A 26,049-nucleotide genomic window follows, 5' to 3' on the forward strand; every position below is an offset into this window, starting at 1 on the left:
CCACGCCCGCGCGCTCGGCGCCCGGGGCCGCGGCCGGGGCCTGGGGCGTCTCTGCGACGGCGGCGGCCTCGGCAGCCGGGGTCACCGGAGCGGCCGCGGCGCGGGTCGCGCGGCGGCGGGGACGAGCGGGGGCGGCGGCCGGAGCGGCCTCTTCGGCGGGGGCGGCCGCAGCGGCCTCGGTCACCGGGGCCGTCTCGGCGACGGCTCCACCGGGCGGGCCCGCCGGCCGGGAGGCGGCACGGCGGCGGCGGCGCGGCGGCAGGTTGTCGCTGGGGCTTCCGCTGTCGGCGTTACCGGCGGTGGTGATGTCATTTTCGTTGTTGAGCATTGCGGGCGGTTCTCCCGTCACGCTCCCGGGCGCCGCGGCTGACTTCCGGTCCGGCACGGCTCCGCGTAATGAGCGCGGAACCGGCCTCCGGGGCGCGTTCGCCACACGGGAGCTGTAGTCCATGGCCGCCGGTTCCGTACGTGTTGTCCGTACGGCCTGGCGGAAGTCTTCAGGTCAGTGCGCGGCCCGACCCAGGTGGCTCCCGAGTACCAGGGCTGCGCGACGACGACGTTCCCTACGCGGCGGGACCTTCCGGCGCCTTCGCGTCGGCTGCTACGGCGGCCGTGGGTGGGGCGGCCGTGTCAGCCTCGCGGTCGGGCGCGAGCGGGTCGGTCACCGTGCCGGACTCCTCGTCGAAGAGCCCCTGCGCCAGCCTGGTCACCGCAGAGGGGACCGGCGGCGCCAGGTCGGCCACAGCTCGGAGACCGGACAGGACGTCGTCGGGTCGCACGGCAGGTGTCAGATGCCGAACAACCAGCCGCAGTATCGCACAAGCATTGTCCAGCGGCCTATCAGCCGGGGCGGGATGGGCTTCCAGGCTGACGACCGCACCTCGGGTGTCGAAGGTCCGCATGCCGTTCTTGGTCCGTCGCTGCACCTCCACGGTCTCGGCGGCGAGGAAGGCCGTCACGGCCCGCTCGGCCTCCGCGGGCTCCACGCCGTCCAGGCGCAGCTCCCACACGGAGGCGGTCAGCCGGTCGGCGAGGCCCGAGGTGCGGGCCTCGACGGCGTCGATGATGTCGAGCCCGGTGGGCATCGACTCGTCGAGCAGCTCACGGAGCTTCTCGGGGTCGCGGGGCTCGGCGAGGGCGATCTCCAGGTACTCGGCCTCGCTGCCGGTCCCGGTCGGGGCGGCGTTCGCGTACGAGACGCGGGGGTGCGGCGTGAAGCCGGCCGAGTACGCCATCGGCACTTCGGCGCGGCGCAGGGCCCGCTCGAAGGCACGCTGGAAGTCACGGTGGCTGGTGAACCGGAGGCGGCCGCGCTTGGTGTAGCGCAGTCGAATGCGCTGCACCACCGGTGCGGGAGGCGGGCCTTCGGGCTGTCGCTTGCCCAGTGGTTCTTCTCCTTGTGCGGGGCTCCGCGGCTCGCGCGTCGCCCTGAGGTCTGTCGACCCGCTCCGGCTCACCCCTGCCGTCGGGGCCGGGAGATCTCGTCTGCGGGTGCCGCGTCGGCGGCTGTCGTACTACCCAGAGTACGCGCCCGTGACCTCGCCGGTTCCACGGGAGGAGTACCGAGGAGCGCGCGGCGCACGGTGGCGCGTGCCTCGCGGACCGCGGCGCGGCCGGTCCGCCAGACCTCGCGGACGGCGTGCCCGACGGGGGTCAGAACGTGCCGGTACACCCGGGACGCGGGCCACCCGATCAGCACCCAGCCGATCCGTTTGAGCCCGCGCCACAGCGCGCCCATGATCAGCCCGGCCATGTGCCAGGCCCATGCGAGGACCCGCCCGACGGGGGCGAGCACGTACCGGTACAGGGCGACGGCCAGCCATCCGATGCCCAGCCCGACGGGCCTCAGCAGGTACCGGTACAGCCCGGCCGCGAGCCGTACGAGGCCGTGCCCGACCGGGGTGAGCACGTACCGGTACGCGGCCGCGGCCAGCCATCCGATCCCGCGGCCGACGGGCGCGAGCACGTAGCGCCACAGCGCGACCCACGGCCATACGAACAGCGCCATGCCCACGGCCCAGGCGATCCATCCCACGCCCTTGGCGAGCGGGGCGAGGACGTAGCGCATCCCGCCCCGGCCGATCCAGGCCAGCGCCGCCCCGAGGGGACGGAACACATACGTGGTCAGCAGCCGGCCGGCCGGCGCGAGCAGATGGTCGTACGCGCCGCGGCCCAGCCACGCCAGGCCCCGCCCGACCGGGGTGATCACATAGCGCCACAGCCCGACCCAGGGCCAGACGAGGACCAGCTTGAGCAGGGTGGTCAGCAGCCATCCCAGCGCACGGAGCGCCGGCCCGAGGACATGGACGTACAGCGGCCCGAGGAGGTGTCGGTGCACGGCCCGGCCCAGGCCGGTCAGCAGTTCCCAGACCACTCGTACGGGCAGTACGACGAGTACGGCGACGATCTTCACGGGGATCCTGATGACGCCCACCAGGCACCCGTCGCCGTCACCGGCGGGAGGCCGTTTGTCCAGTTCCATGCCGTGAAGGACACGCGAGAGGCCCCCGCCCGTTGCGGGCGGGGGCCTCTCGTGACCCAAGGGTTACTTCACGACGGTCAGCGGCAGCAGCTTCTTGCCGGTGGGTCCGATCTGGATCTCGGTCTGCATCTGAGGACACACGCCACAGTCGAAGCACGGGGTCCAGCGGCAGTCGTCGACCTCGGTCTCGTCGAGGGCGTCCTGCCAGTCCTCCCAGAGCCAGTCCTTGTCGAGACCGGAGTCCAGGTGGTCCCAGGGCAGGACCTCTTCGTAGGTGCGCTCGCGGGTCGTGTACCAGGCCACGTCCACGCCGTACTCGGGCAGCGTCTTCTCGGCCGCCTCCATCCAGCGGTCGTAGCTGAAGTGCTCGCGCCAGCCGTCGAAGCGGCCGCCCGACTCGTACACGGCGCGGATGACGTCGCCGATGCGGCGGTCACCGCGCGAGAGCAGGCCCTCGACGATGCCCGGCTTGCCGTCGTGGTAGCGGAAGCCGATGGAACGGCCGTACTTCTTGTCGCCGCGGATCTTGTCGCGGAGCTTGCCCAGGCGGGCGTCCGTCTCCTCGGCCGACAGCTGCGGCGCCCACTGGAAGGGGGTGTGCGGCTTCGGCACGAAACCGCCGATGGACACCGTGCAGCGGATGTCGTTCTGGCCGGAGACCTCGCGCCCCTTGGCGATGACGTTGACCGCCATGTCGCCGATCTGGAGCACGTCCTCGTCGGTCTCGGTGGGCAGGCCGCACATGAAGTACAGCTTCACCTGGCGCCAGCCGTTGCCGTACGCGGTGGAGACGGTCCGGATCAGGTCCTCTTCCGAGACCATCTTGTTGATGACCTTGCGCATGCGCTCGGAGCCGCCCTCGGGGGCGAAGGTCAGGCCGGAGCGGCGCCCGTTGCGGGTCAGCTCGTTGGCCAGGTCCACGTTGAACGCGTCCACGCGGGTCGAGGGCAGGGACAGGCCCACCTTGTCGTCCGTGTAGCGGTCCGCGAGGCCCTTGGCGATGTCGGCGATCTCCGTGTGGTCCGCGGAGGACAGCGACAGGAGGCCGACCTCCTCGAAGCCCGTGGCCTTCAGGCCCTTCTCCACCATTTCGCCGATGCCGGTGATGCTTCGCTCCCGCACGGGGCGCGTGATCATGCCGGCCTGGCAGAAACGGCAGCCGCGGGTGCAGCCGCGGAAGATCTCCACGGACATGCGCTCGTGGACGGTCTCGGCGAGCGGGACCAGGGGTTGCTTGGGGTAGGGCCACTCGTCGAGGTCCATGACCGTGTGCTTGGACACGCGCCACGGCACGCCGGAGCGGTTGGGCACGACACGGCCGATGCGGCCGTCCGGCAGGTACTCGACGTCGTAGAAGCCGGGGACGTAGACGTTGCCGGTCTTGGCGAGACGGAGGAGGACCTCTTCGCGCCCGCCCGGCCGCCCCTCGGCCTTCCAGGTGCGGATGATCTCGGTCATGTCGAGGACGGCCTGCTCGCCGTCGCCGATGACCGCGCAGTCGATGAACTCCGCGATCGGCTCGGGGTTGAAGGCCGCGTGGCCGCCCGCGAGGACGATCGGGTGGTCGACGGTGCGGTTCCTGGCCTCCAGCGGGATGCCGGCGAGGTCCAGGGCCGTGAGCATGTTGGTGTAGCCCAGCTCCGTGGAGAAGGACAGGCCGAACACGTCGAAGGCGGAGACCGGGCGGTGGCTGTCCACGGTGAACTGCGGCACCTTGTGCTCGCGCATCAGTTCTTCGAGGTCGGGCCACACGCTGTAGGTGCGCTCGGCGAGGACGCCCTCGCGCTCGTTGAGCACCTCGTACAGGATCATGACGCCCTGGTTGGGCAGCCCGACTTCGTACGCGTCCGGGTACATGAGGGCCCAGCGGACGTCACAGCTCTCCCACTCCTTGACCGTGGAGTTGAGTTCACCGCCGACGTACTGGATGGGCTTCTGCACGTGCGGAAGCAGGGCCTCAAGCTGAGGGAAGACCGACTCGGTCATCACGCGACTTTCGTGAAGCGGGCAGGGGGCAGCTATCTAGCGTACCCCGAGGCTCGGCCGCCCCCACCCACATGATCATCCCAGTCCGGCCCGCAGGGCGGGGGCGGAGACCTTCGCCCAGACGTCCGGGAGCTCCCGCTCGCTCCGCTCGGCCAGGGCCTCCTCGCGGGCGTAGAGCACGCCCCAGGTGAAGGCGGACTCGCCCGCGCCGGACGCCTGGACGGCGAGGCCGCGCAGGGCTTCGCGGGCCACCACGCTGTCCTGGTGGTCGCCGAGCAGGGACTGCACCTTCTTCACCGCCTTGGCCAGGTGTTTGGCCGGTTTGCCGAGCGCGGGAGTCGCCGCCTCCGCCGCGTACCGGGCGCGCTTGGCCGCCTTGCGGGCCTCGTGCAGGGCCAGGTCGCGATCGTGGCCTGGCTCCTGGGAGAGCGCCGTCTCGACCCGGCCGGCAAGGCGCTCGTAATCGCGCAGCACCGCCTTGGGCAGGGTGCTCTCCGCGGGGCGGGCGGCGGCCTTGAGCAGGGGCGGCACGTCGAGGAGGGCGTCGAGGGTGTCCAGCAGGGCGAGGTAGCGCTTGCTGTCGAGGGCGGTCAGGGCGCGGCGCCGCGATCCGGTGCGCCGGGCGGTGTTCCAGGTCCGCAGCCTGCTGCGCGCCGGTCCGATCAGCAGGGTGCGCGGCAGTTCGCCGAGGTGGGTCTGGATCCGCTCCAGCAGGACCTCCTGGTCGCGGTCGACGCCGAGTTCGGCGGCCAGCCAGCGCAGTTCCTCGCCGATCGGGTCGGTGGCGGCCCGGTCCAGCACCTTGCGGTACGTCTTGAAGGCGCTGCGCAGGCGGCGGCACGCGACCCGCATCTGGTGGACGGAGTCCGGCAGGTTGCGCCGCACGGCCGGGTCCTGGGCGATCAGGGCGTCGCGCTGTTCGCCCAGGTACGCGAGGACGTGCGCGCCCGCGGTGCCCTCGGGGCCGCCGCCGACGGGCCGGGGCGGGGGCTCGGCGCCGGTTTCGGCGAGGGCCCGGGCGAGCTTCGAGGGGGCGTCGGAGACCCGGAGCCCGGCTTTGCGGAAGGTCTTCTCCACGGCGTCGAGCAGTTCGGGGTCGACCCCGTCGGCGAGTTCCACTTCGACCTCGGTCCAGGCGGCGGTGGTTTCACCACGCTCGGCCAGGACCTCGTCGGTGCTCAGTTCCGCGAGCAGGGCTCCTTCGGCGTCGAGGAGGTGGCTGACACGGCGCGAGGAGACCAGCCTGACCTGCGGCTGGAGCTCGGAGTCGCGTACGCGGGAGCGGACCAGGGAGACGAGGGAGGGCGGGACCGTGTCGCTGAGCGCGGCCCCGATCTCGTCGCGGACTCCCGGGGAGACGGGCAGTTTGAGGTGCCAGCCCTCGTCCGCGCCGCCGGTTCTGCGCCTCAGGGTGAGGCCGTCGGCGGCGAGCCGCTGGTCGGGGGTGTCGTAGTAGACGGCGTCGAGGTCGACGGTGCCCTGGTCGGAGACGGCCGCGACGGCGGCCGTGCCCGTCAGGTCCGGCACTCCGCGCCGGGCAGATTTGGCCTTGGAGAACTCGAATTTCCGCTCGATTTCGCGCTTGGTGTCCGCCATAGACCGAACTTAGTCCTGAACGGATCACGTCGGCAGGGTGAACGGGACATCAGGCTGACAATGGCCGTTGCACCTTGATCGACTGGAGCAGTCCGATCGCCACCCACACCGCGAACATCGACGATCCTCCGTACGAGACGAACGGCAGCGGAAGCCCGGCCACCGGCATGATCCCGAGGGTCATGCCGATGTTCTCGAAGGACTGGAAGGCGAACCAGGCGATGATCCCGGCGCACACGATCGTCCCGTACAGCTCGGTGGTCTCCCGGGCGATCATGCAGGCGCGCCACAGGATGATGCCGAGCAGCAGCAGGATCAGTCCGGCCCCGACGAAGCCGAGCTCCTCCCCCGCCACGGTGAAGACGAAGTCGGTCTGCTGCTCCGGCACGAACTGGCCGGTGGTCTGCGAGCCCTTGAAGAGCCCGGAACCGGTCAGGCCGCCGGAGCCGATCGCGATGCGCGCCTGGTTGGTGTTGTAGCCGACGCCCGCCGGGTCGAGCTCGGGGTTGGCGAAGGCCGCGAAGCGGTTGATCTGGTACTCGTCGAGGACGCCCAGCTGCCATATCAGGATGGCACCGCTCGCGCCCGCGCCGAGCAGACCGATCACCCAGCGGTTGGAGGCGCCGGAGGCCAGCAGCACGCCGAGCACGATGACGATCATGACCATGACGGAGCCGAGGTCGGGCATCAGCATGACGATGCCCATCGGGGCGGCGGCCAGGCAGAGCGCCTTGACGACCGTGCGGTGGTCCGGGTGGACGAGGTCGCCCGCGTCCACCCGGGTGGCCAGCAGCATCGCCATCACCAGGATGATCGTGATCTTCACGAACTCGGAGGGCTGGAGGGAGAATCCGCCGCCGATGACGATCCACGCGTGGGCGCCGTTGATGGTGGCGCCGAGCGGGGTCAGCACGGCAAGGATGAGCACCAGCGAGAGCCCGTAGAGGACGGGCACGGCTCCGCGCAGGGTGCGGTGGCCGAGCCAGATGGTGCCGATCATCAGCACCAGGCCGATGCCGGTGTTCAGGGCGTGCCGGGCGAGGAAGTAGTACGGGTCGCCCTGGTTGAGGGTGGTCCTGTTGCGGGTCGCGGACCACACCAGCAGGGCGCCGAGGAAGGACAGGGCGAGCGACGAGAGGAGGATCGGCCAGTCGAGCCGGCGCACCACGGAGTCGCGGGCGGTGAGCTTGGCCATCGCCCCGCGCTCGGGCGCGTACCGGGAGACGGAGAACTTGTTGGCGGTGGGCATGTCGTATGGGGTCCTCAGTCGTGCCGTGTCGGGGGTGGCCCGGCGAGCGCCGGCGGCTCCAGTTGCTCCGGGGACGGCGGTACGTACGGCCGGATCTCGGGGGAGTCGATGGAACCGTCCGGGTTGATCCTGGGCAGTTTCGCCTCCGGTCCCAGCAGCAGGGCCCTCTTCGGGTCCTGCTTCCCGTCCATGGTCAGACCGTAGATGGCGTTGTAGAGGTTGCGCACGGCGGGGCCGGAGGCGCCCGAGCCGGTGCCGCCCTGGGAGATCGTCATGACGATCGTGAAGTCCTTGGTGTAGGTCGCCAGCCAGGACGTGGTCTGCTTGCCGTAGACCTGTGCGGTACCGGTCTTGGCGTGCATCGGGATCTTGTCCATCGGCCAGCCGCCGAACCGCCAGGCGGCGGTGCCGCCGGGTTCGACGACCGAGCGCAGGCCCTTGTCGAGGTCGCTGACGGTCTTGGCGTCGATCGGCAGCCTGCCGTGCGACTGGGGCTTGATCATCTCGATGTGCTTGCCGTCGGGGCTGATCACGGCCTTGCCGACCGTGGGGTTGTAGAGGGTGCCCCCGTTGCTGATGGCGGAGTACGCGGTGGCCATCTGGATGGGGGTGACGAGGACGTCGCCCTGGCCGATGGCGAAGTTGATGCTGTCGTAGGCCTTCAGCTGGTTGCCCTCGAGGCAGCTCTCGTAGGCGATCTGCTCGACGTAGGTGCCGCCCCGCTTGCCCTGCTTGCACCAGGAGTTCTTGTTGGCCTTCCAGAAGCTCTGCTTCCACTGGCGGTCGGGGATGCGGCCCTTGACCTCGTTGGGCAGGTCGATCCCGGTCTCGGAGCCGAGTCCGAACTCCCGGGCGGTCCGGTAGAACCAGTCGTGTGCGTCCCTCTTGGGGCTCAGGCCGCCGTCGCGCTGCCACTCCTTGTGGCCCAGGGCGTAGAAGACGGTGTTGCAGGAGAACTTGAGGGCGTCGCCGAGGGTGATGGGGCCGTGCCCCTTGGACTCGAAGTTCGCGAAGCTCCGGCCGCCGAGGCTGTAGGAGCTGCTGCAGTTGTACTTGTCGTCGAACTTGTAGCCGGCCCGGACGGCCGCGCTCGCGGAGACCACCTTGAAGATGGAGCCGGCGGGGGCCATGCCCTGGATGCCGCGGTTGAGCAGCGGATAGTTGGAGCTCTTGCTGGTGAGCCTGGCGTAGTCCTTGCCGGAGATGCCGCCGACCCAGGCGTTGGGGTCGTAGTCGGGCTGGGAAGCCATCGCGACGATGCGGCCGGTCTTGGCCTCCATGACGACGACGGCTCCCGAGTCGGCCTCGTACTTGCGGCCGGTGATGTTGTCGGTCTCGTTGCGGACGACCTTCATCGCCGCCTGGAGCTCGAACTCGGCGACGGACTGGACACGGGCGTCGATGCTGGTGACGAGGGTGGAGCCGGCCACGCCCGGGTCGGACTTGGTCTGGCCCATGACCCGGCCGAGGTTGTCGACCTCGTAGGAGGTGACTTCCGCCTTGCCGCGCAACTGCCTGTCGTAGGTGCGCTCGATGCCGGAGCGGCCGACCTGGTCGGACCGCAGGTGCGGCGAGTCGGTGTCCTTGGCCTTCTGGATCTCTTCGTCGGTGACCGGCGAGAGGTAGCCGAGCACCTGCGAGGTGCGGGCGCCGCCGGGGGCGGGGTAGCGGCGGACGGCGGTGGGCTCCGCCGTGATGCCGGGGAACTCCTCCGGGCGTTCGCGCAGCTGCAGCGCCTGTTGCGTGGTGGCTTCGAGGGTGACCGGGATCGGCTGGTAGGGGGAACCGTTCCAGCAGGGCTTGGGGGTCTGGGAGTCGCAGAGCCGGACCTTGTCCATGACCTCCTTGGGGGTCATGTCCAGGACGTCGGCGAGGCGGGTCATGACGCCCTTGCCCCTGTCCTTCATCTTCATCAGCGCGGTGCGGCTGGCGGAGACCACGAGGCGGGTCTCGTTGTCGGCGAGCGGGACCCCGCGGGCGTCGAGGATCGAGCCGCGCACGGCGGGCTGGACGACCCGCTGGACGTGGTTGCTCTTCGCCTCGTGGTAGTACTCCGCGCCGTTGCGGATCTGGAGGAACCAGAGCCGGCCGCCGAGGGTGATCAGCATCGAGAAGACGAGGACCTGCATGATGACGAGCCTGATCTGCACCCGGGAGGTGCGGCCGGTCTCCGGGACGTTGGTCACGTCTGCTCCTCCCTCACAGCTTCTTGATGCTCTTCACACCCTTGGCCGGCTTGACGCCCTTTATGCGGACCGCCTTGTTGGCGCGGGACCGCGCGGTCTTCAGGCGCAGGCCACCGCGCTGGCTGCCGATGCGCAGGCCGGTACCGCCGGCCAGCCAGCCGGAGGAGACGTCGGCGGCCTTGTTGGCGGGGCCGCCGCCGGCCTCGACGGCCATCGGGTCGTTCTCGGCGCGCCGGGCCAGCGCCATGATGAACGGCACGGTGAAGGGCGCGAGCAGCAGGTCGTAGAGGGTCGCGGTGAACAGCAGCCCGGTCAGGCCCACGTGGCGGGCCGCGGTGTCGCCGACGAGGGCGCCCACGCCCGCGTAGAGCAGGGTGGAGCCGATCGCGGCGGCGACGACGGTGAGCATCGGGCCCCAGGCGGAACGGAACCGGCCGCCGTCGGGGCGGACCAGGCCGGCGACGTAGCCGATGACGCACAGGACGAGCGCGTACCGCCCGGCCGCGTGGTCGGCCGGCGGGGCCAGGTCGGCGAGGAGTCCGGCGCCGAAGCCGATGAGCGCGCCGCTGACGTGCCCGTACACGAGTGCGAGGGCGACGACGGTGAGGAGCAGCAGGTCGGGCACGGCGCCGGGCAGTTGGAGCCGGCCCAGGACGGTGACCTGGATGACGAGCGCGACCACGACGAGCGTGGCCGAGAGCAGGATCCGGTTGAAGCGCATGCGGGGTCTGCTCCTAGTCGTCGGCCGGCTTGGCGGGCACGCTGGCGGCCCCGGACGGGGTGACCGTGACGGTGACCGTCGGGGTGGGCTTGGGGGCCTCGGGCTTGGGCGGCAGGACCGCGTCGCGGGGGTCCTCGCGCGGCGGCATCACCACGACGCCGACGATGTCCAGGCGGGAGAAGCCGACGAACGGACGCACCCAGACGGTGCGGGTCAGGTCGCCGCGCGAGGGGTCGACCTTGACCACCTCGCCGATCGGCACGCCGGGCACGAAGGGCTTGTTGCCGCGCGAGCCGAAGGTGACGAGCCGGTCGCCGGGGCTGACCTTGGCCTTGCCGTTGAGCATCTGGACGGACAGCGCGCGGTCGCCCTGTCCGGTGGCGAAGCCCAGTTCACCGGTCTTCTCCAGCCGGGTGCCGACGGTGAAGTCGGGGTCGTTGGCGAGGACGACGGTGGCGGTGTCGGGGCCGACGGTGCTGACCCGGCCGACGAGCCCGTCCCCGTTGAGGACGGTCATGTCGCGTTCGATGCCGTCCTTGCTGCCGGCGTCGATGGTGACGGTCCAGGAGAAGCCCTGGGCCGCTCCTATGGCAATGACCTCGGCGCCCTTGATGCCGTACTGTCCGGCGCCGGCCCGCTTGAGCATCTCGTCGAGCTCGTGGATCCGGCTGCGGGTCTGGTCCTCGCTGCCCAGCTTGGCCTTCAGTGCCGCGTTCTCGCGCTCCAGCGTGGCGATGCGGTTGTGGCGCTCGCCGGAGTCCCGTACCGCCCCTATGGCGTTGGCGACCGGGTCGACCGCGGTCGCCACACCTTCCTCGACCGGGCCGAAGACCGCCGCGGCGGCCTGCCGGGCACCGTCGACCGGCGACTCCTCGCCTGCCCTGATGTCCACCGTGATCAACGCGAACGCGATGGCGATCAGAAGCACCAGGAGCAGCCGGCTTTCTCGTGTGTCCCTCACGTGCGGCGGCCGTGCCTTCCTCGTCGAAATTCTCTTTTGCCTGTATATCAACGATCCGCCGCACGGGCCCGGTAGCACCCGTACGGCGGATCCTTGTGTTTCCGCATGGCCCCTCCCGGCGGGGAGGGGCATCTGTCAGCGACGGGGCTGGGCGTCCAGGACCTGCTGGAGGGCCTCGAACTCCTCGACGCACTTGCCGGAGCCGAGCGCGACGGAGTCGAGCGGGTCCTCGGCGATGTGGATCGGCATGCCGGTCTCCCGGCGCAGCCGCTCGTCGAGGCCGCGCAGCAGGGCGCCGCCGCCGGTCAGGACGATGCCGCGGTCCATGATGTCGCCGGAGAGCTCCGGCGGGCACTTGTCGAGCGTGGTCTTGACCGCGTCGACGATGGAGTTGACCGGCTCCTCGATGGCCTTGCGCACCTCGGCGGCCGAGATGACGACCGTCTTGGGCAGTCCGGAGACGAGGTCACGACCGCGGATCTCGGTGTGCTCGTCCTTGTCGAGGTCGTACGCCGACCCGATGGTGATCTTGATCTGCTCGGCCGTGCGCTCACCGAGGAGGAGCGAGTACTCCTTCTTGATGTGCTGGATGATCGCGTTGTCGAGCTCGTCGCCGGCCACCCTGATGGACTGTGCCGTGACGATTCCGCCGAGGGAGATGACGGCGACCTCGGTGGTGCCGCCGCCGATGTCCACGACCATGTTGCCGGTGGCCTCGTGGACGGGCAGGCCCGAGCCGATGGCGGCGGCCATGGGCTCTTCGATGATGTGCACCTGGCGGGCGCCGGCCTGCGTGGACGCCTCGATGACGGCGCGTCGCTCCACTCCCGTGATGCCGGAGGGAACGCAGACCACCACGCGCGGTCGGGCCAGGTAGCGGCGCTTGTGGATCTTGAGGATGAAGTACCGGAGCATACGCTCGGTGATCTCGAAGTCGGCGATGACGCCGTCCTTGAGGGGCCGTACGGCGACGATGTTGCCGGGCGTGCGCCCGATCATCTTCTTCGCCTCCGAGCCGACCGCCAGGATGCCACCGGTGTTCGTGTTGATGGCGACCACGGACGGCTCGTTCAGGACGATCCCCCGGCCCCTCACGTACACCAGCGTGTTGGCGGTCCCGAGGTCGATCGCCATGTCACGGCCGATGAACGACATTTTGTTCCCCTTGTTCCCCATGAGGAGCGTCTGGCCTTCCAGTTGATAGCGGCTGCTGTCAGGTCGGCGAGGTGGGTGTGTGGGTGGAGGCCCCATCGTAGTGCCGCAAGTACGAAGACCGCGCGACGGGACTCCGGCAATCCCGCCGGAATGGATACCCGCCCCCTCAGTGGTGACGACGTGTCCTGCCCAGGCGTTCCCGCTGCGCCCCGGAAATACCGTAGGGCGACCGAAATTACTTCGGTCGCCCCAGGTCATGAGCGCTATTCGGCTGATGTTGCGTCAGGAAAGAGTGCTCAGAGCGCGGGGAAGAACAGCTTCAGCTCACGCTCGGCGGACTCCTCCGAGTCCGAGGCGTGGATCAGGTTCTCACGCGTGATCGTGCCGAAATCACCCCGGATGGAGCCGGGCGCCGCGGCAATCGGGTCAGTGGGTCCGGCCAGCTGGCGGACACCCTCGATCACGCGCTCCCCTTCGACGACCAGGGCGACGATCGGACCGCTCGCCATGAAGCCCATGAGGGGCTCGTAGAACGGCTTGCCCTTGTGCTCGCCGTAGTGCACCTCCAGGGTCTCCTGGTCCAGCGTACGCAGCTCCAGTGCGGGGATGGTCCAGCCGGCCTTCCGCTCGATACGGCCGATGATCTCGCCGACCAGACCGCGACGGACGGCGTCGGGCTTGAGCAGGACGAGGGTGCGCTGGGTCATGTTGCGGCTCCTTGCGGCAAACGGGTGCGGTAGGACGAACTTACAGGGCCGATCCGGGGGCCGGTCACGCAGCGTCAGGCGCCCCGGGTGCCCCCTGCGCCTCCTGAGCGGCCGCCCAGCGCGCCTTGATCGTGTCGATCTTGCGGCCGTAGTGCACGGAGCACCACCACAGGCCGGCGAACACCGCGCCAAGGAAGAACATCGTCGGCACGACGAACCCGCTCGCGATCAGGCCGATCTGCAGGGCCCAGCCCAGCTGGACCGCCCCGGGACGCGACAGCATCCCGCACAGCAGCACCGACAGCAGCATGGTGACCCCGCACACCGTCCAGACCGACGCCTGGGTCAGATCGGGGTCCTTCATCGCCACCAGCCCCGCGAAGCCGATCACGAAGAACTCGCCGATCAGCGTGCTCGCACACAGCGTGCGCATCCTTCAGCCCCTCTTCATCAGCAGGCGGGCCTCGCCCACCGTGATCACGGAACCGGTCACCAGGACCCCGGCCCCTCCGTACTCGGCCTCTTCCTCCGCGAGGGTGATCGCCGCCTCCAGGGCGTCGTCCAGCCGCGGCTCCACCTGCACCCGATCGGCGCCGAAGACCTCGACCGCGACGGCCGCCAGCTCGTCCGCGCCCATCGAGCGGTGGCTGGAGTTCTCCGTCACCACCACCTCCGCGAAGATCGGCTCGAACGCCTCCAGCACCCCGCGGACGTCCTTGCCCTCGCTCGCGGCCACGACGCCGATCAGCCGGCTGAAGCCGAACGACTCGGTGACCGCCTCCGCGGTGGCCACGGCGCCCGCCGGGTTGTGCGCCGCGTCCAGGACCACCGTCGGGCTGCGCCGTACGACCTCCATGCGGCCCGGCGAGGCCACCGAGGCGAAAGCCTTCCGTACGGTGTCCAGGTCCAGGACCCGGGCGTGCTCCTGGCCGATCCCGAAGAATGCCTCGACCGCGGCCAGCGCCACCGCCGCGTTGTGCGCCATGTGCGCGCCGTACAGCGGCAGGAAGATGCCGTCGTACTCCCCGCCCACCCCGCGCAGCGTCAGCTGCTGGCCGCCGACCGCGACCTCGCGCGAGACGACGCCGAACTCCATGCCCTCACGGGCCACCGTCGCGTCGACCTCCACGGCCTTCTTCAGCAACACCTGCGCCGCGTCCACCGGCTGCTGGGCCAGGATCACCGTCGCGTCCTGCTTGATGATGCCGCCCTTCTCCACGGCGATCTCACCGGGCGTGGAGCCGAGCCGGTCGGTGTGGTCCAGGCTGATCGGGGTGACCACCGCGACGGACGCGTCGATGACGTTCGTCGCGTCCCAGCTGCCGCCCATACCGACCTCGACCACGGCCACGTCCACCGGGGCGTCCGCGAAGGCCGCGTAGGCCATCCCGGTGAGCACCTCGAAGAACGACAGCCGGAACTCCTCGGCGGCGTCGACCATCTCCACGTACGGCTTGATGTCGTGGTACGTCTCGACGAACCGCTCGGCGGTGATCGGCTCCCCGTCGAGGCTGATCCGCTCGGTGATCGACTGCACGTGCGGGCTGGTGTAGCGCCCGGTGCGCAGCTCGAAGGCGTTCAGCAGGGCCTCGATCATGCGGGCCGTGCTCGTCTTGCCGTTGGTGCCGGTGACGTGGATGGACGGGTACGCGCGCTGCGGCTCGCCCAGGACGTCCATCAGCGCCGCGATCCGCGACACCGAGGGCTCCAGCTTGGTCTCGCCCCAGCGGGTGGCGAGCTCCTGCTCCACCTCCAGCAGCGCCTTGGCGACCTCCGGGTCGACGGGCCTGGCGGGTACCGGGTCGCCCTGGGGCGGTCCGGCCTGGGCGCGCAGGGTGCGGCTACCGGCCTCGATCACCGCCAGGTCGGGGTCGCGGTCGGACTCTTCCGCCACGATCTGGTCGAACTCGTCGAAGGTGCCGGCGAGGTCGTCGTTGTCGTCGCGGTCGTGGTTCTCGGGCTGCTGGTCACTCACAGGGCCAGTCTACGGACGGGGACCCCGAGGACTTTCGGCCCGGCCGTTTCGGGACCTCCGGCGGCCGGAGCGACCTGATCGTTATGCAAGCCTTGCGGCAGCAGATAGGGGAACAAATGCCGCAGGCCAGTAGCAACAAGACAGCATCCAGCCGCGACATAGGGATGGATCTGGGCACGGCCAACACCCTGATCTACGCACGGGGGCACGGGATCGTCCTCAATGAGCCGTCCGTGGTGGCCGTCAGGGCGGGCACCACGACCGCCCTGGCCGTCGGGGCGGACGCCAAGGAGACCATCGGCCGCACCCCCGGCTCCATCACCGCGATCCGCCCCCTCCAGGGCGGTGTGATCTGCGACTACGAGGCCGCCGAGGAGATGATCCGGCACTTCGTGCGCAAAGCCGTCCCGGGCCGCCGGCCCCGCACCCGGATGGTGATCTGCGTGCCCTCCGGCGTCACCCCGGTCGAACGGCGGGCCATCGTCCAGGCGTCCACCCGGGCCGGAGCCCGGGCCGTCCACCTCATCGAGGAGCCGATGGCCGCCGCGATCGGCGCCGGACTGCCCGTCGCCGAAGCCCGCGGCTCCATGGTCGTGGACATCGGCGGCGGCACCTCCGAGGTCGCCGTCATCTCCCTCGGCGGGATCGTCACGTCCCGGTCGCTGCGCGTCGGCGGGGACCGGCTCGACGCGGCGGTCATGGACCACGTACGCAAGGAACACGCGCTGCTCATCGGGGAACGCACGGCCGAGGACGTCAAGCTGGGCATCGGCTCGGCCTGGCCGGTACCGGACCGGCCGGAGCTGGAGACCCGTACCTTCACCGTGCGCGGCCGCGAGAAGGTCGGCGGCATGCCGAAGACGCTCGCGCTGAGCGCCAAGGACGTCCGGGCCGCGCTCGACGAGCCGGTCGGGGCGATCATCGCCGCCGTGCGCACCACCCTGGAGGAGTGCCCGCCGGAACTGTCCGGCGACGTGATGGAGCACGGCATCGTCCTGACCGGCGGCGGCGCGCTGCTCCCCGGCCTGGACCTGCGGATGGCCTCCGCGACCGGCATCCCGGTCTTCGTCGCGGACGACCCGCTGGACTGCGTGGCCCTGGGCTCCGGCCGCTGCGTGGAGGACCTGGACACGCTCGGCGGCCTGCTGGCCCCGGCCCGGGCGTAGCCGCCTCAGCCTCGCGGCAGGATGGCGACGACCTCGTACGCGTCCTGCGTGCGCGTCGTCGTCAGGGTGCCGCCCAGGCTGCGGACGCGCTCGGACATGCTCGCCGTGCCGGAGCCCGCCGAGACGGGGGCCCGGCCCGGGGTCCGGGCCGGGAGCGCGTTGCTGACCGCGATCCGCAGCCGCGGGCCGTCCGCCGTGATCGACACGTCGATGGTCTCCCCGTGCGCGTGCTTGGCCGCGTTGGTCAGGCACTCCTGCACCACCCGGTAGACCGCCGCCTGGCGCAGCGGCGACAGCCCGTGCACGTCCGGGTCCATGGCGAGCCGGACGGGCGACCCGGCCCGGCCGCTCTCCTCGGCCAGCGCCGCCAGCCCGTCCACCCCCGGGGTGGAGGCCCGCTCCCCGCGCTGCACGATGATCTCGTTCAGCACCAGGTGGGCCCGGCGCGCGGTGTCGGCGAGCTCCTCGAAGTCCGGCCCGTACGCCGTCTCGCGCGCCCGCATCGACAGCACCTCGGAGCGGACCGTGAGCAGGGTCAGCTCGCGCCCGACGAAGTCGTGGACGTCGCGGGCGACGGAGGTGCGTTCCTGCTGGACGGCCTGGAGCACGGCGGACTCGGCCCTGCGCGCGGTCAGCTCCCCCACCAGGTCGTGCCGGCAGGCGGCGATGCCCACCGCCGACGCCAGCACCCCGATGGGCACGACCACGCTGAGGAAGCCGCTGAGCGTCTCGCCCCGGGGTGCGGGCCAGTCCGGCACGCAGAACATCACCAGCGCGAAGGCGATGTACCCGAGCGTGGCGAGGATGCCGGCCCGGCGCCCGCGGTAGCGGCCGACCGAGTAGAGGGCGAACTGGATCAGGGTCAGCTCGTGCAGCCACCCGATGAAGAGCAGCGCGGCCAGGTACGAGATCCAGGGCTGCCGGCGGCGCACCAGCAGGCTGGAGCAGCCGAGGGCGAGGACGGCGGCGGCGGTGGGCCCGGTCAGCGAGTTGTCGGCGGCGGCGAGGCCGGGCAGGTCGAGGGCCATCAGACCGAGGCAGCCGAGCGCGGTAAGCACGTCCACGGCCCGGGGCGACCCGGCCCAGCTCTCGGTGAGCCGGCGGCCGGAGGCCAGCAGCCGGTCGAAGGCCGGGACGACGGGCTTGACGCGCATGCCCTCCATCATCCGTGGTCAGCGCGTCGGTTCGGATCGCCCGAGACCGAAACAGTAGTGATTTAGGGCACTTCGGACAGGACGGATTCGGCGGCCACCTGCCGTGACGCCGGCCCCCGCGCGGGGAAGGGATACGGCGAAGGCCCCCACATCGACCGACGGTGTGGGGGCCTTCACCTGTGCCTACGGGGGTGTTAGGCCGCCGGGAGCGCGTCCAGCTGGGCCTGGATCCGGGCGATGTCCGCCCCGGCCTTGGCCAGCCGGTCCTTGATCTTGTCGACCACGTTGTCCGGGGCCTTGGCGAGGAAGGCCTCGTTCCCGAGCTTCGCCTCGGCCTGCTGCTTCTCCTTCTCGGCCGCCGCCAGCGCCTTGGCCAGCCGCTTGCGCTCGGCCTCGACGTCGATGGCACCGGACAGGTCGAGCGCGACGGTGGCCCCGGCGACCGGGAGCGACGCCGTGGCGTGGAAGGCGTCGGTCTCCGGCTGGAGACGGAGCAGCTGCCGGATGGCCGCCTCGTGCGGGACCAGCGGGGTGCCGGCCAGCTCCAGGCGGGCGGGCACCTTCTGGCCGGCCTTGAGGCCCTGGTCGGTGCAGAACCGGCGGACCTCGGTGACCAGCTGCTGGACGAGCTCGATCTCCTTCTCGGCGGCGTCGTCGCGGAAGCCACTGTCGGTCGGCCAGTCCGCGATCACGACGGACTCGCGGCCGGTGAGGGTGGTCCACAGGGTCTCGGTGACGAACGGGACCACCGGGTGCAGCAGCCGCAGGGTGACGTCGAGGACCTCACCGAGGACCCGGGCGGAGACCTTGGCCTGCTCGCCGCCCGCGAAGAACGTCGTCTTCGACAGCTCGACGTACCAGTCGAAGACCTCGTCCCACGCGAAGTGGTAGAGGGCGTCCGACAGCTTCGAGAACTGGTAGTCCTCGTAGAAGGCGTCGACCTCGGCCACCGTCTTGTTCAGGCGGGACAGGATCCAGCGGTCGGTGGCGGACATCTGCTCGGCCGACGGCAGCTCGCCCTCGACCGTGGCGCCGTTCATCATCGCGAAACGCGTGGCGTTCCAGATCTTGTTGGCGAAGTTCCGGGAGGCCTGGACCCAGTCCTCGCCGATCGGGACGTCGACGCCCGGGTTGGCGCCGCGGGCCAGCGTGAAGCGGACCGCGTCGGAGCCGTACTTGTCCATCCAGTCCAGCGGGTTGACCGCGTTGCCGAAGGACTTCGACATCTTCTTGCCGCGCTCGTCACGGACCATGCCGTGCAGGGCGATGGTGCTGAACGGCGGGGTGCCGTCCATCGCGTACAGGCCGAACATCATCATCCGGGCGACCCAGAAGAAGAGGATGTCGTAGCCGGTGACCAGGACGGCGTTCGGGTAGAACTTCGCCAGGCTGTCGGTCTGCTGCGGCCAGCCGAGCGTGGAGAACGGCCACAGGCCCGAGGAGAACCAGGTGTCCAGGACGTCGGTGTCCTGGGTCCAGCCCTCGCCCGCCGGCGGCTGCTCGTCCGGTCCGACGCAGACGACCTCGCCGTTCGGGCCGTACCAGACGGGGATGCGGTGGCCCCACCACAGCTGGCGCGAGATGCACCAGTCGTGGAGGTTGTCGACCCAGTCGAAGTACCGCTTCTCCATCTCCTGCGGGTGGATCTTGACGTCGCCGCTGCGGACCGCGTCACCGGCGGCCTTGGCGAGCGGGCCGACCTTGACCCACCACTGCATGGACAGCCGCGGCTCGATGGTGGTCTTGCAGCGCGAGCAGTGGCCGACGGAGTGGGTGTACGGGCGCTTCTCGGCGACGATCCGGCCCTCGGCGCGCAGCGCGGCGACGATGGCGGAGCGGGCCTCCAGGCGGTCCAGGCCCTGGAAGGGGCCGTGGGCCGTGATGATCGCGTGCTCGTCCATGACGGCGAGGTTCGGCAGGCCGTGGCGCTGGCCGATCTCGAAGTCGTTCGGGTCGTGCGCCGGCGTCACCTTGACGGCGCCGGTGCCGAACTCGGGGTCGACGTGCTCGTCCGCGACGACCGGGATGCGGCGGCCGGTGAGCGGCAGCTCGATCTCGGTGCCGACGAGGTGCTTGTAGCGCTCGTCCTCGGGGTGGACGGCGACGGCCGTGTCACCCAGCATCGTCTCGGCGCGGGTGGTCGCGACGACGATGGACGCGTCGCCCTCGCCGTAGCGGATCGAGACGAGCTCGCCCTCGTCGTCCTGGTACTCGACCTCGATGTCGGAGATCGCGGTCAGACAGCGGGGGCACCAGTTGATGATGCGCTCGGCGCGGTAGATCAGCTCGTCGTCGTAGAGCTTCTTGAAGATGGTCTGGACGGCCTCGGAGAGGCCCTCGTCCATGGTGAAGCGCTCACGGGACCAGTCGACGCCGTCGCCGAGGCGGCGCATCTGGCCGGAGATCTGACCGCCGGACTCGCCCTTCCACTGCCAGACGCGCTCGACGAAGGCCTCCCGGCCGAGGTCGTGACGGGACTTGCCCTCCTTGGCCAGCTCGCGCTCGACGACGTTCTGGGTGGCGATGCCGGCGTGGTCCATGCCGGGCTGCCACAGCGTCTCGTAGCCCTGCATGCGCTTGCGGCGGGTGAGGGCGTCGATCAGCGTGTGCTCGAAGGCGTGGCCCAGGTGCAGGCTGCCGGTGACGTTGGGCGGCGGGATGACGATCGCGTAGGGAGGCTTCTCGCTCTTCTCGTCCGCCTCGAAGTAACCGCGCTCTACCCAGCGCTCGTAGAGCTTCCCTTCTACCTCGGCCGGCGCGTACGTGGTCGGCAGTTCGGAGTTGGGGCTGCTGGGTGTCTGCGTGTTCTCGGTCACGGGGCACAGTTTAGAGCGGTAACAGTCCAGTCATGAAACCGGTAATCCCGGGGCCCGGCGCCCTGCCCGCCCCTGGCTTCCGTCAGGATGTGTGAAACGTATAAGCAACCTCATTGGGGGACGCGGGATGAGCTACAACCAGCCAGGGCCCTACGGACAGCAGCCGCAGCAGCCGGGGCCGTACGGTCAGCAGCCCCCGCCGCCGGGCCCCTACGGGCAGCCCGCCCCCCAGGCCGGCCCGTACGGCCAGCCGACGGCCCCGCAGCCGGGCTACGGCTACCCGCAGCAGCCGGGCGTGCCCCCGCAGGGCTACCCCCAGCAGCCGCCGACGCCGGCGTACGGCCTCCCGCAGCAGCAGGCCCCGTACGGCGGCCAGCCCCCGAAGAAGTCCAAGGCGGGCGTGATCATCGGTGCGGTCGTCGCGGTGGCGGTGATCGCGGGCGGCGGCTGGTACCTCCTGGGCGGCGGCGCGGGCGGCAGCATCGCCGCGGACACCAAGGGCTACAAGCTGGTCGCCCCGGAGTCGGTGGACGACTTCAAGAAGGACCCGACGTACAAGGAAAAGCCCTTCACCGACCAGGACAAGAAGGAAGCCGAGGCGGCGGGCGTCAAGAACCCGGCCCGGACGGGCATGACCTACACGTCCGGCGACCCGAAGAACCCCCTGACGATCAAGGGCCTCAACTTCCAGGGCGTCTACGGCGAACTCTCCGATCCGGAGAAGGCCGTGGACGGCTACTTCGCCATGGCCAAGGTGAACGCGGCCAAGGACGGCAAGTCCGACGTGCAACTGATCGGCACCCCCAAGGAGATGAAGCCGGCCGGCTTCAAGGGGGCCGTCATGAAGTGCCAGGAGGCCAAGTTCGTCTCGAAGGACACGACGGCCAAGGGCCCGAAGGAGTTCACCCTCCCGATCTGCATCTGGGGTGACTACAGCACCCTGAGCATGGTCAGCGCCACCGACGTGGCCTCGGTCCTCGCGAGCAAGCCGGGCTACACCCTGGAACAGACCGCGGAACTGACCGCGAAGCTCTACAACACCGCCCGCGTCAAGAAGTAGCGCAGCGGCAGCAGTACACAGAAGGGGCGCCCCCGGTCGGGGGCGCCCCTTCTGCTTGGTGATCGGTGCCGCTACGCCGACTTCTCGTGCGGGCCCTGGTCCTTCGGGACGATCCGGGGGACCAGCGTCGGGTTGACGTTGGAGCGGACCACGTCCGCGGTGATGACCACGCGGGCCACGTCCTTGCGGGACGGGACCTCGTACATCACCGACATCAGGACCTCTTCCATGATGGCGCGCAGGCCGCGCGCGCCCGTCTGGCGCAGGATCGCCTGGTCCGCGATGGCCTCCAGTGCCTCGCGCTCGAAGTCCAGCTCCACACCGTCGAGTTCGAACAGCCGCTGATACTGCTTCACCAGCGCGTTGCGCGGCTCGATCAGGATCTGCAGCAGGGCCTCGCGGTCCAGGTTGTGCACGGAGGTCAGCACGGGGAGGCGGCCGATGAACTCGGGGATCATCCCGAACTTCACCAGGTCCTCCGGCATGACCTCCTGGAACTGGTCGCTGGCCTCGATCTCGCGCTTCGAGCGGATCGTCGCCCCGAAGCCGATGCCCTTGGCGCCCGCACGCGACTCGATGATCTTCTCCAGGCCGGCGAAGGCGCCGCCCACGATGAAGAGCACGTTCGTCGTGTCGATCTGGATGAACTCCTGGTGCGGGTGCTTCCGGCCGCCCTGCGGCGGTACGGAGGCGGTCGTGCCCTCCAGGATCTTCAGCAGGGCCTGCTGCACGCCCTCGCCGCTCACGTCGCGCGTGATCGACGGGTTCTCGCTCTTGCGGGCCACCTTGTCGATCTCGTCGATGTAGATGATCCCGGTCTCGGCCTTCTTGACGTCGTAGTCGGCGGCCTGGATCAGCTTCAGCAGGATGTTCTCGACGTCCTCGCCGACGTACCCGGCCTCCGTCAGCGCCGTCGCGTCGGCGATGGCGAACGGGACGTTCAGCATGCGGGCGAGGGTCTGCGCGAGCAGCGTCTTGCCCGAACCCGTGGGGCCCAGCAGCAGGATGTTGGACTTCGCGAGCTCGATCGCGTCGTCCCGGCCCTGCGCGCCGCCGTTCTCGCCGGCCTGAACCCGCTTGTAGTGGTTGTAGACCGCTACCGAGAGCGCCTTCTTCGCCGGCTCCTGGCCGACGACGTAGCTCTCCAGGAACTCGTAGATCTCACGGGGCTTGGGGAGTTCCTCCCACCGGACCTCGGAGGTCTCCGCGAGTTCCTCTTCGATGATCTCGTTGCAGAGGTCGATGCACTCGTCGCAGATGTACACACCGGGTCCTGCGATGAGCTTCTTCACCTGCTTCTGGCTCTTTCCGCAGAACGAGCACTTGAGCAGGTCGCCGCCGTCACCGATGCGTGCCACGAGGTGCTTCCCCTTCGCCTGGGAGACGCCTGGTTCAGCGCTCCTGGTGCCTCATATCCGACGGTACCTTGCCGGGGGCCCCGTGCGGGGCCCCCTTGACGTGGTTCACATCTCCGAGTCCGGAGGCGTGCTCACGCCAACTGTGGCAAGGATCAGGCCTTGCTGCTCTTACGGGTGGAGATGATCTGGTCGATCAGCCCGTACGCGAGCGCGTCCTCGGCCGTGAGGATCTTGTCGCGCTCGATGTCGTCGCGGATCTTCTCGATCGGCGTCGTCGAGTGCTTGGCCAGCATGGTCTCCAGCTGGTCGCGCATGCGGAGGATCTCGTTGGCCGCGATCTCCAGGTCGGAGAGCTGCTCACGGCCGGTGCCACCGGAGGGCTGGTGGATCAGCACGCGGGCGTTCGGCAGGGCCATGCGCTTGCCGGGGGTACCGGCGGCGAGCAGGACCGCGGCGGCGGAGGCAGCCTGGCCCATGCAGACCGTCTGGATGTCCGGCTTCACGAACTGCATCGTGTCGTAGATCGCCGTCAGCGCGGTGAAGGAACCACCGGGGCTGTTGATGTAGATGGAGATGTCGCGGTCCGGGTCCATCGACTCCAGGCACAGCAGCTGCGCCATGACGTCGTTGGCGGACGCGTCGTCGATCTGCACGCCGAGGAAGATCACGCGCTCCTCGAAGAGCTTCGCGTACGGGTCGTACTCGCGCACGCCCTGCGAGGTGCGCTCGACGAAGCGCGGGATGACGTAGCGGTTGTCCACCTGCGGGCCGGTGTAGAGGCCGCTCGCGGAGAAGTTGTTCTGCATCTGGGTGTTCACCATCCTGGTGGCGTTCTGCGGGCTGTCGGCTGCGGGGTACTGACGGTGGGTACCGGGATCAGGCCCCGGTGCCGCCGCCGCCCGGAACGTTGGACGCTGCCGAGATGATCTCGTCGATGAGGCCGTACTCCTTGGCCTCCTCGGAGGTGAACCAGCGGTCGCGGTCACCGTCACGGATGATCGCCTCGACGGTCTGGCCCGAGTGGAACGCGGTGATCTCGGCCATCCGCTGCTTGGTGCGCAGCAGGTACTGGGCCTGGATCTTGATGTCCGACGCGGTGCCACCGATGCCGGCGGAGCCCTGGTGCATCAGGATGTCGGTGTTCGGCAGGGCGAAGCGCTTGCCCTTGGCGCCACCGGTGAGCAGGAACTGGCCCATCGAGGCCGCCATGCCCATACCGATGGTGACGACGTCGTTCGGGATGTACTGCATGGTGTCGTAGACGGCCATACCGGCCGTCACGGAGCCACCGGGGCTGTTGATGTAGAGGTAGATGTCCTTCTCCGGCTCGGCGGCCAGGAGCAGGAGCTGCGCGGTGATCTTGTTGGCGATGTCGTCGTCGACCTGCTGGCCGAGGAAGATGATGCGCTCGCCGAGCAGCCGGTTGTAGACATGGTCGCCGAGGCCGCCACCGATGGACGGCTCACCCGCGGCGTAAGGCTTCAGATTCGTCACGTATCCACCTGCTCGTCTCCGACGGCCATGTGCCGTCTCAGCGTCTCGTTCTGGGGCCCGGTCCGGCCGGAGCGGACGAGTCCGCCGGCGCCCGGGTAGTCACGTGCCCTCGTATTCATGGACCCTAACGCGCAGGTAGGACAACGCCATCCCGCTTCCCGAACTGTTCGCTCGGAGCGCAAGCTCCGGGGGCCTTACGGGGGCCGCGCCGAAGGGCCCGGACGCGACGGCGTCCGGGCCCTTCGGGCACTGCTCAGCGGGCTGCGCCCGGGGTGTTACTTGGCCTCGTCGGCCTGCACCTCGTCGTCGCCGTCGACGACGGCCTCGACGGTCTCGGCGGCCTGCTCCTCGTCCTCGTCGGACAGGTCCACGACCTCACCGTTGGTGTCGACGACCTTGGCGGCCTCGACGACGACCGCGAGGGCCTTGCCGCGGGCGACCTCGCCGACCAGCATCGGGACCTGGCCACCCTCGACGACGGCCTGGGCGAACTGGTCGGGGGACATGCCGGAGGAAGCGGCGCGGCGCATGAGGTGCTCGGTGAGCTCCTCCTGGTTGACGCCCAGCTTCTCCTTGTTGACCAGCGCGTCGAGGACGAACTGGGTCTTGATGCCCTTGATGGCCTGCTCGGAGGTCTCGGCGTCGAACTCCTCGACCGTCTTGCCCTGGAACTCCAGGTACTTCTCGATGGTCAGACCCATCTGGCCGAGCTGGTGGTGCTCCAGGTTGTGCTTGCGGGTCTGGACCTCGTCCGCGAGGAGCTTCTCGGGGATCGGGACCTCGACGAGCTCCAGCAGCTTCTCCAGGACGCGCTCCTGGGCCTGCGTGGCCTGGTCGTACTGCTTCATGTTCTCGAGGCGCTTGCGGCTGTCGTCCTTGAGGGCCTCAAGGGTGTCGAACTCGCTCGCCATCTGCGCGAACTCGTCGTCCAGCTCCGGGAGCTCCTTGGCGGAGACCTTGGTGACCTTGACGGTGACCTCGGCGTCCTTGCCCTCGGCGGAGCCGCCCTTCAGCTGGGAGGTGAAGGTGGCCTCGCCACCGGCCTCCAGGCCCGTGACGGCCTCGTCGATGCCCTCGAGGAGCTCGCCCGAGCCGATGGTGTAGGCGACGTCGGAGGCGACGCCGTCGGGCAGCACCTCGCCGTCGACCTTGGCCTCGAGGTCGATGGTGACGACGTCACCCTCGGCGGCGGCGCGCTCGACGTCGTTGGTGGACGCGAAGCGGCCGCGCAGCTGCTCGACGGACTTCTCGACGTCCTCGTCGGAGACCTCGATGGCGTCGACCTCGACCTCGATGCCGGAGAAGTCCGGGATCTCGATCTCGGGACGCACGTCGACCTCGGCGGTGAAGGCCAGCAGCTCGCCGTCCTTCAGCTCCGTGATGTCCACGTCGGGCTGGCCCAGCGGGTTCAGGTCGGCCTCGTTGACCGCCTCGGTGTAGAACTTCGGGAGGGCGTCGTTGACGGCCTCCTCCAGCACCGCACCGCGGCCGAAGCGCTGGTCGATGACGCGGGCCGGGATCTTGCCCTTGCGGAAGCCCTTCACCGTGACCTGCTGGTTGATCTTCTTGTACGCCGCGTCGAGGCTGTCCTTGAGCTCCTCGAAGGGCACCTCAACAGTGAGCCGAACCCGAGTCGGGTTCAGGGTCTCCACGGCGCTCTTCACGGTTCGGTCTCCTTGTGGCTGACTGCTGGGGATTCTGCCTTCGCGCTGTGATTCAGCGGTTCAGCGGACTTCGGCCCGGTACATCAGACACACGGGCACGCAGCTTGCATAGTAACCGCAAGCGGCAATCAGCCCACAACGCGATCTTGTGGAGACACTGCTGATGGTCGGGGTGGCCGGATTCGAACCGACGACCTTCCGCTCCCAAAGCGGACGCGCTACCAAGCTGCGCCACACCCCGTCGGTGCGACACGTAGGGTACATGCCCGGAGACACTCTGATGCGCGGGGTTTCCCGAGGTATTTCGGGCAGGTCTCCG

Annotated in this window: 21 protein-coding genes and 1 tRNA gene; 2 read left to right on the top strand and 20 right to left on the bottom strand. The window is 69.9% G+C overall.

Annotation, left to right across the window (positions count from 1 at the left end):
• The 13 genes from ACWGE1_RS19915 to folC all read right to left on the bottom strand — a co-directional run.
• Positions 1–328, bottom strand: a 328-nt coding sequence (locus ACWGE1_RS19915) for a hypothetical protein (RefSeq protein ID WP_453421809.1), incomplete at its 3' end; no start/stop codon positions are given.
• Between the two features lie 235 nt (positions 329–563).
• On the bottom strand, positions 564–1,343 hold the full coding sequence (locus ACWGE1_RS19920) for a TIGR03936 family radical SAM-associated protein (RefSeq protein WP_453421810.1): 780 nt from the start codon (positions 1,341–1,343) through the stop codon (positions 564–566).
• A 110-nt stretch (positions 1,344–1,453) separates the two neighbouring features.
• Complete coding sequence (locus tag ACWGE1_RS19925) at positions 1,454–2,482, bottom strand: hypothetical protein (RefSeq protein WP_453421811.1); 1,029 nt, start codon at positions 2,480–2,482, stop codon at positions 1,454–1,456.
• 63 nt (positions 2,483–2,545) lie between these two features.
• Positions 2,546–4,471, bottom strand: a complete 1,926-nt coding sequence (locus ACWGE1_RS19930; protein WP_453421812.1) for a TIGR03960 family B12-binding radical SAM protein — start codon at positions 4,469–4,471, stop codon at positions 2,546–2,548.
• A 72-nt stretch (positions 4,472–4,543) separates the two neighbouring features.
• Positions 4,544–6,064 carry a CYTH and CHAD domain-containing protein gene (locus ACWGE1_RS19935; protein ID WP_453421813.1) on the bottom strand — a complete coding sequence of 507 codons (1,521 nt, stop codon included), beginning with the start codon at positions 6,062–6,064 and terminating at the stop codon, positions 4,544–4,546.
• A 49-nt stretch (positions 6,065–6,113) separates the two neighbouring features.
• Positions 6,114–7,313, bottom strand: coding sequence for a rod shape-determining protein RodA (gene rodA / locus ACWGE1_RS19940; RefSeq protein WP_453421814.1), 1,200 nt, complete (start codon positions 7,311–7,313; stop codon positions 6,114–6,116).
• A 14-nt stretch (positions 7,314–7,327) separates the two neighbouring features.
• On the bottom strand, positions 7,328–9,499 hold the full coding sequence (gene mrdA, locus ACWGE1_RS19945; protein ID WP_453421815.1) for a penicillin-binding protein 2: 2,172 nt from the start codon (positions 9,497–9,499) through the stop codon (positions 7,328–7,330).
• A gap of 13 nt (positions 9,500–9,512) precedes the next feature.
• Positions 9,513–10,220, bottom strand: a complete 708-nt coding sequence (gene mreD / locus ACWGE1_RS19950) for a rod shape-determining protein MreD (protein WP_453421816.1) — start codon at positions 10,218–10,220, stop codon at positions 9,513–9,515.
• A 13-nt stretch (positions 10,221–10,233) separates the two neighbouring features.
• On the bottom strand, positions 10,234–11,181 hold the full coding sequence (gene mreC, locus ACWGE1_RS19955) for a rod shape-determining protein MreC (protein ID WP_453421817.1): 948 nt from the start codon (positions 11,179–11,181) through the stop codon (positions 10,234–10,236).
• Positions 11,182–11,316: 135 nt separating this feature from the next.
• Complete coding sequence (locus ACWGE1_RS19960) at positions 11,317–12,336, bottom strand: rod shape-determining protein (protein WP_030008578.1); 1,020 nt, start codon at positions 12,334–12,336, stop codon at positions 11,317–11,319.
• Between the two features lie 296 nt (positions 12,337–12,632).
• Positions 12,633–13,043 (bottom strand): nucleoside-diphosphate kinase, encoded by a 411-nt coding sequence (gene ndk, locus ACWGE1_RS19965; RefSeq protein ID WP_453421818.1) that lies wholly within the window; start codon positions 13,041–13,043, stop codon positions 12,633–12,635.
• Between the two features lie 64 nt (positions 13,044–13,107).
• Positions 13,108–13,476 carry a DUF4233 domain-containing protein gene (locus tag ACWGE1_RS19970; protein ID WP_453421819.1) on the bottom strand — a complete coding sequence of 123 codons (369 nt, stop codon included), beginning with the start codon at positions 13,474–13,476 and terminating at the stop codon, positions 13,108–13,110.
• Between the two features lie 3 nt (positions 13,477–13,479).
• Positions 13,480–15,018, bottom strand: a complete 1,539-nt coding sequence (gene folC / locus ACWGE1_RS19975) for a bifunctional tetrahydrofolate synthase/dihydrofolate synthase (protein ID WP_453421820.1) — start codon at positions 15,016–15,018, stop codon at positions 13,480–13,482.
• 116 nt (positions 15,019–15,134) lie between these two features.
• Between folC and ACWGE1_RS19980 the strand changes: the two genes are divergently transcribed.
• Complete coding sequence (locus ACWGE1_RS19980; RefSeq protein WP_453421821.1) at positions 15,135–16,184, top strand: rod shape-determining protein; 1,050 nt, start codon at positions 15,135–15,137, stop codon at positions 16,182–16,184.
• Between the two features lie 5 nt (positions 16,185–16,189).
• Here the strand turns inward: ACWGE1_RS19980 and ACWGE1_RS19985 are convergent, their stop codons facing one another.
• Both ACWGE1_RS19985 and ACWGE1_RS19990 read right to left on the bottom strand, forming a co-directional pair.
• A complete protein-coding gene (locus tag ACWGE1_RS19985; protein WP_453421822.1) occupies positions 16,190–17,338 on the bottom strand; it encodes a sensor histidine kinase in 1,149 nt (382 codons plus the stop codon).
• 194 nt (positions 17,339–17,532) lie between these two features.
• Positions 17,533–20,154 (bottom strand): valine--tRNA ligase, encoded by a 2,622-nt coding sequence (locus ACWGE1_RS19990; protein ID WP_453421823.1) that lies wholly within the window; start codon positions 20,152–20,154, stop codon positions 17,533–17,535.
• A gap of 127 nt (positions 20,155–20,281) precedes the next feature.
• Between ACWGE1_RS19990 and ACWGE1_RS19995 the strand changes: the two genes are divergently transcribed.
• Positions 20,282–21,214: a hypothetical protein gene (locus tag ACWGE1_RS19995; RefSeq protein WP_453421824.1), complete on the top strand. Its 933-nt coding sequence runs from the start codon at positions 20,282–20,284 to the stop codon at positions 21,212–21,214.
• A 71-nt stretch (positions 21,215–21,285) separates the two neighbouring features.
• Here ACWGE1_RS19995 and clpX read toward each other — a convergent pair whose 3' ends face one another.
• From clpX to ACWGE1_RS20020, 5 genes are all read right to left on the bottom strand, one after another.
• Complete coding sequence (gene clpX / locus ACWGE1_RS20000) at positions 21,286–22,572, bottom strand: ATP-dependent Clp protease ATP-binding subunit ClpX (RefSeq protein ID WP_030026955.1); 1,287 nt, start codon at positions 22,570–22,572, stop codon at positions 21,286–21,288.
• 152 nt (positions 22,573–22,724) lie between these two features.
• Complete coding sequence (locus ACWGE1_RS20005; protein ID WP_033223992.1) at positions 22,725–23,393, bottom strand: ATP-dependent Clp protease proteolytic subunit; 669 nt, start codon at positions 23,391–23,393, stop codon at positions 22,725–22,727.
• Between the two features lie 55 nt (positions 23,394–23,448).
• Positions 23,449–24,066 (bottom strand): ATP-dependent Clp protease proteolytic subunit, encoded by a 618-nt coding sequence (locus ACWGE1_RS20010; RefSeq protein WP_030649990.1) that lies wholly within the window; start codon positions 24,064–24,066, stop codon positions 23,449–23,451.
• A 275-nt stretch (positions 24,067–24,341) separates the two neighbouring features.
• Positions 24,342–25,730, bottom strand: coding sequence for a trigger factor (tig, locus tag ACWGE1_RS20015; protein ID WP_453421825.1), 1,389 nt, complete (start codon positions 25,728–25,730; stop codon positions 24,342–24,344).
• A 164-nt stretch (positions 25,731–25,894) separates the two neighbouring features.
• A tRNA-Pro gene (locus ACWGE1_RS20020) sits at positions 25,895–25,971 on the bottom strand.
• Positions 25,972–26,049 lie beyond the last annotated feature (78 nt).

It is taken from the genome of Streptomyces sp. NPDC054932 (assembly GCF_053610205.1).

What these genes read in the sequence shown, in the direction of transcription:
- ACWGE1_RS19925 (WP_453421811.1), bottom strand. Translation starts at nt 2,482, where the DNA reads ATGGAACTGGACAAACGGCCTCCCGCCGGTGACGGCGACGGGTGCCTG.
- ACWGE1_RS19935 (WP_453421813.1), bottom strand. Translation starts at nt 6,064, where the DNA reads ATGGCGGACACCAAGCGCGAAATCGAGCGGAAATTCGAGTTCTCCAAG.
- rodA (WP_453421814.1), bottom strand. Translation starts at nt 7,313, where the DNA reads ATGCCCACCGCCAACAAGTTCTCCGTCTCCCGGTACGCGCCCGAGCGC.
- mreD (WP_453421816.1), bottom strand. Translation starts at nt 10,220, where the DNA reads ATGCGCTTCAACCGGATCCTGCTCTCGGCCACGCTCGTCGTGGTCGCG.
- ACWGE1_RS19960 (WP_030008578.1), bottom strand. Translation starts at nt 12,336, where the DNA reads ATGTCGTTCATCGGCCGTGACATGGCGATCGACCTCGGGACCGCCAAC.
- ndk (WP_453421818.1), bottom strand. Translation starts at nt 13,043, where the DNA reads ATGACCCAGCGCACCCTCGTCCTGCTCAAGCCCGACGCCGTCCGTCGC.
- ACWGE1_RS19970 (WP_453421819.1), bottom strand. Translation starts at nt 13,476, where the DNA reads ATGCGCACGCTGTGTGCGAGCACGCTGATCGGCGAGTTCTTCGTGATC.
- ACWGE1_RS19980 (WP_453421821.1), top strand. Translation starts at nt 15,135, where the DNA reads ATGCCGCAGGCCAGTAGCAACAAGACAGCATCCAGCCGCGACATAGGG.
- ACWGE1_RS19985 (WP_453421822.1), bottom strand. Translation starts at nt 17,338, where the DNA reads ATGCGCGTCAAGCCCGTCGTCCCGGCCTTCGACCGGCTGCTGGCCTCC.
- ACWGE1_RS19995 (WP_453421824.1), top strand. Translation starts at nt 20,282, where the DNA reads ATGAGCTACAACCAGCCAGGGCCCTACGGACAGCAGCCGCAGCAGCCG.
- ACWGE1_RS20005 (WP_033223992.1), bottom strand. Translation starts at nt 23,393, where the DNA reads ATGGTGAACACCCAGATGCAGAACAACTTCTCCGCGAGCGGCCTCTAC.